The organism is Mesorhizobium sp. M7A.F.Ca.US.002.01.1.1, assembly GCF_004022955.1.
Lineage (GTDB): Bacteria > Pseudomonadota > Alphaproteobacteria > Rhizobiales > Rhizobiaceae > Mesorhizobium > Mesorhizobium ciceri.
The window spans coordinates 1-10,066 of record NZ_RZQE01000201.1; the positions used below are offsets into that span (position 1 = coordinate 1).

Below are 10,066 nucleotides of genomic sequence, written 5' to 3' on the forward strand. Positions count from 1 at the left end.
GTTCAACGCCCAGGGACATGGCGGCGTCGATTTCTCCGGCATAATTAATTTTCTCAGGGGTAGCCCGGCGTAACCCGCGGATTTGGCGGATTTGGCGGATTTTTCCGGTTTCCTTCGGTGGAAAAAATGAAAATTTAGATTTGCTTAAGCTCTCGATAACTCCGCGGTAACGATGTCCCTATAAAACGGACTGTGAGGCGGACATCTCATCCGTCCGGCGCTCCGGATCAGGTCTCGCGTACCGGAGCCCGTAAGTTTCGACAAGTGCCATAAGTTTCGCAAAGTGTTTGCGTAGCGAAGCGCCATGCGTATCTGGCAAAACCGCGTTCCCGATGGAGCGCGGTTTTTGCGTTTTACCCTGCAGCACGTTTGAGACATCGATGAACCGGAAACTGTACTCCGGGATACCTCACATGCGCCCGCGGGCGCTTTCCGGATCATAGGGCGAGTCGGCGATCACCTTTGCCGCGCGGCGCTCGCCGAGGATCGAAACCTCGAGCTCGGTACCGGGCGACACAAGTTCCAGGGGCAGCAGCGCAAGTGCTATGTCGTGACCAAAAGTGTAGGAATAGCCCGCCGAGGTGATGTGGCCGACGAGCTCGCCTTCGCGGTAAACGCCCTCGAAGGCGAATGCGCTCGCACCATCCGTGTCGATCGACAGTGTGGCGATCCGGCGTGTAACCTGCTGCTGTTTCGCGACCAGTGCCGCCCGGCCGATGAAGTCCCTGTTGTCGAGGCTGATGAAGCGCTCGAGGCCGCTTTCCCAGGCGGACAATTCGGGGTTCATATCGCGGTACATGGCCCGGTAGGATTTATCGAGACGAAGCGATTCCAGCGCTTGAAGTCCGACCAGCCTCAGCCCGTGTGCCTCTCCCGATGCCAGAAGCGCATCCAGCAAATGCCGCTGGTAGCAGAGTGGATGATAGAGTTCCCATCCCAGCTCACCCGAATAGTTGACACGCAGCAGCCGTACGTCGCTGGCCATGCCGACGGTGCCGGACTGTACGCTGAACCATGGGAAGGCCTCGTTGGAGAGGTCGATCTCCGTCAGCGGCTGCAGTATGTCGCGCGCCTTCGGCCCAATCACCGTGAAGCTGCCGCGATCCTCCGTGACGTTGCGCAGATGCACGCTGCCGTCCTTCGGCAACAGCCGGTCGAGATCGTCAAGGTTCCAGCGTTCGGCGCGCGGCGTCGATATGAGATAGAACAGGTCGCTCTGCAGCCGCGCCACCACATACTCGGCCTGCACGCCGCCGGTCGGCGTCAGGTGATGGGCAAGAGCGACACGACCGGGACGCGGCAGTCTGTTGGCCAGGATTCCGTCGAGCCAGCCCTCGGCGCCCGGCCCGCCGACCTCGAACTTGGTCATTGGTGTCATCTCGACCAGACCGGCGGCCTGGCGGACAGCCTGGACCTCTGCGGCGACGTGGTTCCCCTTGGGGGTCCGGCGCCAGCTGTAGACATTGCGCGCCTCGACACCCGCGGGCGCAAACCAGCTCGGCATCTCCCAGCCGTTCAACACGTCCCATACCGCGCCAAGCTGACTTAGGCGGTCATAGGACGGGGCCGTTTTCTGCGGTCGCGCCGCCGGCATGTCCTGGCCCGGATAGTGCTGTACGGCGTGGGTGCCCCAGGCTTCCCGGACCTTGGCCCGGGTCCAGTTCTTGTTGGCATAGCGGCCGAACCTGCGGGGATCCAGCTCCGCCGTGTCGATGCTGTTGCCACCCTCCACGATCCGTTCGGAGAGGTAGTAGCCAATCGCACCGCCCCAAAGGATGCCCCCCGGCACCCCTTCGGCGAGCCAGACATTCTCCAGGCCCCACGCCTGCCCCATCAGCGGCAGCTCATCGGCCGTCATCTGGAAAGGTCCTCGCACATTGCGCTTGATGCCGGCGCGCCCGAGCGCGGGAACCAGTTCGGTGGCGCGCTCCCAGTTCCAGGAAACGGCATCGAAATCTTCATCGAGCAGATCGGCGCCGAACCATTCCGGGACGCCGTTTTCGGCGAACAGCTTGAGCTGCTCGGTGCGCTCATAGGGACCGAACATCAGCCCGTCTCCCTCTTCGCGCAGATAGCCCTCGTAACCCTCGTCCCTGAGGATCGGCATCTCCGGAAGACCAAGCCGTTTGCGTTCCACGATTTCGGGAACCGCCTCGGTGATCCAATACTGGTGCAGGATCGGAATCGCGGGAATGTCCAGGCCCAGCATGGCGCCTGTCTGGCGTGCGTAATTGCCTGTTGCAAGGATGACATGTTCACAGACGATCTCGCCGCGTGAGGTCTTGACTCTCCACTCGCCGCTCGGCATCCGCTCGAAACCCACGACCTCGGTATCAAGATGGATCTTCGCGCCGAGGTCGCGTGCACCCTTGGCCATGGCCTGGGTGACATCGGCGGGTGCAATGTGGCCGTCATCGGGATGGTAGAGGGCACCCAGCATGGTGTTGTTGTCGAGCAGCGGCCAGATCTCGCGCGCCTCCGCGGGCGATACGATCCGGGCCCGCACTCCCTGGACCTCGGCAACGTCCATGTAGCTTCTGTACTCGTCCAGCCTGTCGCGCGTGTTGGCAATGCGCAGTTGCCCGCATTTGTGCCAGCCGACGTTCTGGCCCGTCTCCGCCTCCAGGCCTTCATAGATCGCGATCGATCTGGCGATCATGCGGCCGACATTGCGGCTGCGCGCGTAAGAGGGGATGAGCCCCGCGGCATGCCATGTCGAGCCGGCCGTAAGCTGTGTTCGCTCCAGCAATGCCACATCGGTCCAGCCGCGCTTTGCCAGGCCGTAGAGAATGCCGGCGCCCACACAGCCGCCACCGACCACGACCGCACGAAAGGAACTCACCATATGCGCGTGCCCTTGTCTGAAATTGCCACCGGTCCACATGAACGCATGCGCATACTGTCAGACAGCATCCGGCTTTTCAGCATATTTCCTTGTCTGGAACGCTGCAGCGGTCACCCGACTGTTGGGCCACGAAGCCGGCCGAACTGTCAGCTGTCCCGCCCGCGTTCAGGCCGCTTTTTTGCGTTTTGCCCAGCTATATTCCGATTGCAGCATTCGGGATCGGGACATGATCTTCGTTGATCAGCACGATCGGCGCATCGGCTCCCTCGACCCTGACGACCAGCAGGCGCAGGCTCCACGTGCCGGCTGTCCGGACAGCCGTCGAATAGGCCGTGCCCTTGCCCCTGGCGCCGTGGACCGGAATGCCGAACTGGGCGTCACCAGCCCCATTCGCATCGACGTTGAGATGGCCGCCGACCCAGAAACTGTCGGTCAAATCATCACCCAACGCCGCCTTGACGCGGTCGTCGGCGCGAAGCCTGTCCATCGTCATGAGATAGGCATCGCTGCCTTTCAGGACGTAGGGAATGCTGCCGACCATCGTCGCGCAGCCGCCAATCCCGACCACCCAGACGGCAAGGCCGGCGATTGCCCAGTTGCGCTGCGTCTTGCGAAACTGCTCCGGGTCGCGCCAGGCGCGGTTCTGCCAGGCCCAGCGGCTGCCGCGTGCGCCCAGCACGATGATCATGATGATGTTGACGACAGGGATCAGCGCCAGCAACGCAATGAAGGTGCTGTTGCCGATGCCCCAGATCCAGTTGAGGAAGAAGGCGCCCCAGTTCCAGCGGTCGAGTTCGGCTGGAATTTCAGCCGGCTGGTTGAGCGGTTGTCCGGCCATCATGTCCCCAATCGGTAACGTACGGACTGATTCTAGCGCATGCGCTCCTCGATGCGCAAAATCAAAGTTTTGCAACCCCGGTCAGGTCTTGTTGGACAGCCGGCGAAAATTCGCTTTCACGGCACGGCTTGCCGGCTTCAGCGCGGCGCTGATCGAGCGCTCCGCCGCAACCCCGTTGAACAGCGACGGCGTGCGGCCGGAAAAGACTTCCGGCCAGAACCGCGATGCCGATTGCAGGAAAGACATTTGTGCCGCAAACGCGCCTTCGGCCATAGCGGCGGTCTTCTCGTTGACCGCACGCGCCGTCTCCGTACTCCATGGCTGGCGGCTCGCGCCATCCATGGCCATCAACGGCAGCCGCATCATCGCCACCAGCGGCGCCAGCATCAGGTCGCCGCCGATGCTGGCCGCTTCTCGCGTCCGTCGGCTCTTGCCGGTTTTTCTCATGGAAACAAACCCCTTGTGGCGGCCGAATCAGCCGCTGCCCCACACACTACGCGCTTGTGATGGAATTCGTTCCCTCGCCGCTTCGGCATGGTCTCAAGGCTGGGCGCGCCCGCCGAAGAGCGCCCAGCCAAGGGGTCGAGTTCTACCGCTTGCGAAGATCGGCTTGCGCCAGATCCAGCGCCTTCGAGATGCGGTCGCAGGCCATATCGATCGTATCGCGGGTCCAGATCAGCGGCGGCGACAGGATCATCGTGTCGCCGGTGGCGCGCAGCATCATGCCATTCGTGATGGCGTGATCCCGCACGGTTACCGCCGCACTTCCAGCCGGCAGGAACCGCTCCTTGGTCGCCTTGTCCTTGACGATCTCGATCGCGCCCATCAGTCCGATCGAACGGACCTCGCCGACCAGATCATGTCCGGCAATGCGCTCCTGCAACGCCTTGGCGAAGTAAGGGCCGGTGTCGTTCCGGACGCGGTCGACCAGCCCTTCGCGCTCGATGATCTCGAGGTTCTTCAGCGCCACGGCGCAGGCCACCGGGTGCCCGGAATAGGTGTAGCCATGGTTGAACTCGCCGCCCTTCTCGACCAGCGTCGAGGCGATGCGGTCGCCAACCAGCAATGCCGACAGCGGCTGATAGCCCGAGGTCAGCGCCTTGGCCGTGGTGATCGTGTCTGGCTCGATGCCGAGTGTCTGTGCGGCAAACCATTCGCCGGTGCGTCCATAACCGGTGATGACTTCGTCCAGCATCAGCAGGACATCGTATTTACGGCAGATGCGCTGCACTTCCGGCCAATAGCTCGCCGGCGGTATCTTCACGCCGCCGGCTCCCATGATCGGCTCGCCGATAAACGCGGCAACCTTGTCGGCGCCGGCTTCGAGGATCGCCTCCTCGACAGCCCCGGCCGCGCGCAGACCGAAATCATGATCGCTCTCGCCAGGCAGCGCCAGCTCATAGGCATAGGGCATCATCACATGGACGATGTTGGGCACCGCACCGTTGAGCTGCTTGTGCATACCATCCATGCCGCCGAGCGAGGTGCCGGCAACGGTCGAGCCGTGATAGGCCATCTTGCGCGAGATGATGCGGTTCTTCTCCGGCTTGCCCTCCAGCACCCAATAGTGGCGCACGAGGCGCAGCGCGGTGTCGTTGGCTTCCGACCCGGAAGAGCCGTAGAATACCTGGTTGACGTGCTTCGGCGCGATCTCCGCCAGCTTCTTGGACAGCAGCACTGGCGTCGGCGTCGAGCATTTGAAGAAGGAGTTGTAGTAAGGCAGTTCCTTCATCTGGGCATAGGCGGCCTCGGCCAGCTCGTCACGGCCATAGCCGATGTTGACGCACCACAGCCCGGCCATGCCGTCGAGGATTTCAGCCCCCTCGGAATCGTAGATGAAAGGGCCGTTGGCATGGGTGATGATGCGCGACCCGGCCCCGCGCATTTCCTTGTGGTCGGTGAACGGATGCAGATGATGCGCGGCGTCGATCTGCTGAAGCTGCGTCAGCGAATAATTCTGATAGGTCATGTCTGATCTTCCCTCTGGATTCTATCCGGCCAAGCCGGGGCGAATGCTTCAGAGGCAGAGAGGTGGCGAATAGCCGATGCGGGCACACAGCCGCAAAAGCTCGGCGCGCAGCGTGCGCGGTGACGGCGTCACCGCGACCCGCAATGCGCGAGCCTCAAATGCGTCAATCAACGTCCTGACGAGAGCCATGGAAGCCACCTTAGAGCAAAGGCTGCTCGAGGAGAACCACCCTTTGCTTGGCCCATAACTGAATGACTCTAGGCCTTGGCTGTCAGCGCCCTTTGCAGGAAGACATATTTCATCGCCGTCTGCGCCGCCTGCGGCCGGCGGTCGCCACGCCCGCCATGGCCGCCCTCGGTCTCCTCGAAGAACAGCGTCCTCGCATGGCCGGCTTCCTGCAAGCGGGCGGCCATCTTGCGCGCATGGCCGGGATGGACTCGATCGTCAGCGGTCGATGTGGTCAGCAGCACAGGCGGATAGGCGGCAGCGGCGTCGACATGCTGGTAGGGCGAGTAGGCTGAAAGCCACTTCGCGTCTTCGGGTTTCGACGGATCGCCATATTCGGCCATCCACGAGGCTCCAGGCGGCAATTCGGCGTAACGCAGCATGTCGAGCAGCGGCACCTCGATGATGACGGCGCCGAAAAGCTCGGGATGCTGCGTCAAGGAAACGCCGGTCAGCAAGCCGCCATTCGAACCACCCTGGATGCCGAGCGAGCTTGCTGTCGCGATGCCGCGCTTGACGACGTCCTGCGCGACCGCTGCGAAATCGTCGAATCCGTTTTGGCGATTGCCCTTGAGCGCCGCTTGATGCCAGGCCGGGCCGAACTCGCCGCCGCCGCGGATGCATGCCTGCACATAGGCATTGCCTTTCTCCAGCCACAGCTTACCACGCACGCCGGCATAGCCGGGCAGCAGCGGCACTTCGAAGCCGCCATAGCCGTAAAGCAGCGTCGGCACCGGACCTTTCTGGTCGCGCCGCCTGACGACGAAATAGGGGATCATCGTGCCGTCCTTGGAGCGCGCCTCGAACTGTTCCGAGATCAGCGGCGAGGCATCGAAACGCGCCGGCTGCGACTTCACGGTGGCGAGCGTCTCGCCATTGTCGTCGGACCAGATGATCGAACTCGGGGTCAGGAAATCGGTGAAGGAGAAGGACACACTCGAGCCGAACTGCTCGGCATGACTGATGCCGACATTGCCATTTTCGGGCAGCGCCACCGGTTTCAGCGACCAGTTGCCATCCATGCGCTCGCAGACGACGACTTTGCCGCGCACATTGTCCATCAGGCTGACGAACAGCCGGTCCCGCGTGCGGGCAATGCCGGCTATGGAAACGCGATAGGCCGGCTCGAACAAGGTTTCGACAGGCCCGATCGCGCCGGTTTCGACCCAGCGCGCCAGGTCCAGCGAATAGAGGCCGTCGGGCTTGCAAACCGTGCCGTCGGGCGCCGTCCATGCACTGCGCACGCCGAACACGAGCTGATCCCTGAATATTGCCGTATCGGTCATGTCGTCCGGTAGCGGCAGCTGTTTGTTTTCGCCGGAAGGCAGCCGAAGGAAGATGTGCGAAGCGAAGAAATTCAGCGTTCGAGCCAGGACCAGATAGCGTCTGTCACCGTCGTACTCGACAGCGGCACCAACGGCGAGATCCTCTTTCTGCGCCTCGAAGATCGGCGTTGCGTCTTCCAGCTTGGTATCGCGCTTCCACAGCTTTATGATTCGCGGATAGCCGGACTCGGTCTTGTCGGCCTCGTCGAAAGCGGCCGAAACAATCACGGTGTCCTTATCCAGCCAGCTGAAACCCGACTTGGAAGCGGGTGCACGAAACCCACCCTCGACAAACGACTTGGTCGCGATGTCGAATTCGCGCATCTCGCTGGCGTCGCCGCCATCCGGCGACATCGAGACAAGGCAAAGGTTGAAGTCGGGATAGAGCCGGCTGGCGCCGCCAAAAACCCATTTTATCCCTTCCTCCGCCGCAAGCTGGTCGAAGTCGATGATCGTTTCCCAGTCGGGCTTCTCGGTCTTGTAGGAAGCGACGGTCGTGCGGCGCCAGAGGCCGAGCACATTGGTCTTGTCCTGCCAGAAATTGTAGACATGGCCGGCTTTTGCCGCGCCGACAGCGATGTTGTCCTCGGCCGTCATCAGGTCGAGCGCGGTCTGGAACGACGCCTGATAGAACGGATCGCCCTGCAATTCACCAACCGTGATCTCGTTCTGGCGATGTACCCAGTCCAATGACTGCTTGGCCGTCCTGTCCTCCAGCCAGAGAAAGGGATCGTCGGTCGTGGGGGCGGAATTCGGCGTCTGGGTGGCAGGCTTGGTCATGAGGTCTCCGATAAACGCGTTGCTTTGAAAAAGCCAACGCCGACAGGCCGTCGATATTCACCATGTTCAGCGCACAATTGAGGCTTTCCGCCGACCAGCGAGGCTCGCAATGGCCAGCGCCAGGCACAGCAGCCCAAGCGTGATCGGCAGTCCGCCGGCGCCCATAACATCCATGGCGCCCCCCGCCAGCGTCGGCACGGCGATGCCGCCGACGCCCCACATCAAGGAAAAGGCCGCATTGCCGGCGACCAGTGCGGAGCCGGTGAAGCGTTCGCCGAGCTCGATGATCGACATTGTGTAGATGCCGTAGGAAACCGCGCCCCAGACAAAGATCATTGGCCAGATCAGCGGCGACTCGATGAGAAGCGGAAGCAGGACGCAGCCGAGCACCGTGATCGCGACGCAGGCAAGCCGCACCAGGCGCGCGGAAAGCCTTTCCGCCAAAAGGCCGAGCGGCACCTGCATGGCGATGTTGCCGGCGATCATCACCGACAGCAGCGCCGACATGCGGGTTTCGGTGATGCCGTGATGGGTGCCATAGACCGGCAGCAACGCCAACGCACCCTGTTCGAAGCCGGCGGCGACTATGACGGCGAACAAAAGCAGCCACGCCAGCGGCACGAAACCCAGGACGGAAACCTGGTGCCCGGCCTCGTCGACCTTGGGCAAACGCGGCAGCACCGAGGCCAGGCAAATGCCACACAGCACGAAGGCGAAAATGCCGACGAGGAAGGGCGGCCAGCCCTCAGTGCCGACTGCAAGCAGGCACAGTGGCCCGGTCGCGAAACCGGCCGAGATGATCGTCGAATAGACACCCATGACGCGGCCGCGTCGGGCCGGCGGTGCCAGCGCGATCACCCAGATCTCGCTCAGCACATAGAGCGGATTGGTCACGACGCCGATCAGGAAGCGCAGGGGAAACCACAAATAGACATTTTGCGTCCAGCCGATCAGCGCCAGCACGACAGCCGAAAGGGCCGCACAGGTGAGCGCGGTGCGCCCTGCCCCGAATCGGCGGGCCAGCGCCGGGATCAACGGCGATGACAGAATGAAGCCAATCGGCGTCATGGCCGCCGACAAGCCGATCATCGCTGGCGAAACGCCCTGGCGCTGCAGGATGAAACTCAGCAGCGGATAGGACAACCCTTGCGCGATGGCGAACACCGAGACGGTCGCGATCACACCGGTGATCGCCGCCCATTGCATCGTCTCGTCCTTGTTCGATTCAACCAAATTCATGTACGCACCGCTGTCGGGCTGCAGGATTAGCGATTGAGTTGCGCAGAGGTAAGCCCCTGGCGGGCGAAAACTGCTTGCTCCAGACAGTGCCTGTCAGGAGGCTGGGCCTGTCAGGAGGCTGGGCCTGTCAGGAGGTTGGGCTTATCAGGAAGCTCGGCGCATGGATGAGCGGTACAGCGCGAACATCACCAGCACCGCGTCGAGAGCGGCAATAACCACCGGCAGCCCAAGTGGGCCGATGCCTTGCATGAGCAGGCCCGCACCGGGTGGGCCGACGATGCCACCAACGCCCCACATCAGCGCAAAGGCAGCGTTGCCGGCGACCAGCACAGAGCCCTTGAACCGGCTGCCGAGTTCGACCAATGCCATGGTGTAGACACCGTAACCGACCGCGCCCATCACCAGCAGCACCACCCAGATCAACGGCGTTGTGATCAGCAGAGACAGCAAAAGCGCGCAAACGGTTGTTGCCAGTGCGCAGACGATGATCATGGCGCGGCCGCCAAAACGCTCCGCCAGAAGGCCGAGTGGTATCTGCAGCAGGATGTTGCCGAGGGAAAGCGCCATCACCAGCGAGGCCAGAACGGCTTCCGCCAGGCCATAGCTGGCGCCGAAGACCGGGACCAGCGCATAGGTGCTCTGCTGGACCGCCGCCGAGACAAGCACGGCAAGCAGCAGCGCCGGCGCCATTTTGGCAAACCCGACAAGGCCGCTGGCAGGCTGGCCGTCATCCTCGAAGCCGGTGAGCTTTGACGAGACGGCGTGCAGGATCACCGCGCAGAGCGCGAAACCGGCGACGCCGACCATGAAAGGCGCCCAGCCCGACGTGCCGAGCAGGGTCAGCG

General features: G+C 62.8%; 8 protein-coding genes. All 8 read right to left on the reverse strand.

Features of this window, described 5'->3' with window-relative positions; genetic code table 11:
- Positions 1-409: 409 nt before the first annotated feature.
- Positions 410-2,845, reverse strand: a complete 2,436-nt coding sequence (locus EN932_RS19505; RefSeq protein WP_127369755.1) for an FAD-dependent oxidoreductase — start codon at positions 2,843-2,845, stop codon at positions 410-412.
- A gap of 193 nt (positions 2,846-3,038) precedes the next feature.
- Positions 3,039-3,683 (reverse strand): cytochrome c oxidase assembly factor Coa1 family protein, encoded by a 645-nt coding sequence (locus EN932_RS19510; RefSeq protein WP_024501290.1) that lies wholly within the window; start codon positions 3,681-3,683, stop codon positions 3,039-3,041.
- A gap of 81 nt (positions 3,684-3,764) precedes the next feature.
- Positions 3,765-4,130, reverse strand: coding sequence for a hypothetical protein (locus EN932_RS19515; protein ID WP_127384790.1), 366 nt, complete (start codon positions 4,128-4,130; stop codon positions 3,765-3,767).
- Between the two features lie 142 nt (positions 4,131-4,272).
- Entirely contained in the window at positions 4,273-5,652 is a 1,380-nt protein-coding gene (locus tag EN932_RS19520; protein WP_127365792.1) for an aspartate aminotransferase family protein, read from the reverse strand.
- Positions 5,653-5,700: 48 nt separating this feature from the next.
- Complete coding sequence (locus EN932_RS19525; RefSeq protein ID WP_082826679.1) at positions 5,701-5,841, reverse strand: capsid protein; 141 nt, start codon at positions 5,839-5,841, stop codon at positions 5,701-5,703.
- A gap of 68 nt (positions 5,842-5,909) precedes the next feature.
- The gene (locus EN932_RS19530; RefSeq protein WP_127384789.1) at positions 5,910-7,982 is read right to left on the reverse strand and encodes a prolyl oligopeptidase family protein; all 2,073 of its coding nucleotides are present in this window, start codon (positions 7,980-7,982) and stop codon (positions 5,910-5,912) included.
- A gap of 66 nt (positions 7,983-8,048) precedes the next feature.
- On the reverse strand, positions 8,049-9,221 hold the full coding sequence (locus tag EN932_RS19535; RefSeq protein WP_128368986.1) for an MFS transporter: 1,173 nt from the start codon (positions 9,219-9,221) through the stop codon (positions 8,049-8,051).
- A gap of 144 nt (positions 9,222-9,365) precedes the next feature.
- A partial coding sequence (locus EN932_RS19540; RefSeq protein WP_164890542.1) for an MFS transporter occupies positions 9,366-10,066 on the reverse strand: 701 nt, incomplete at its 5' end.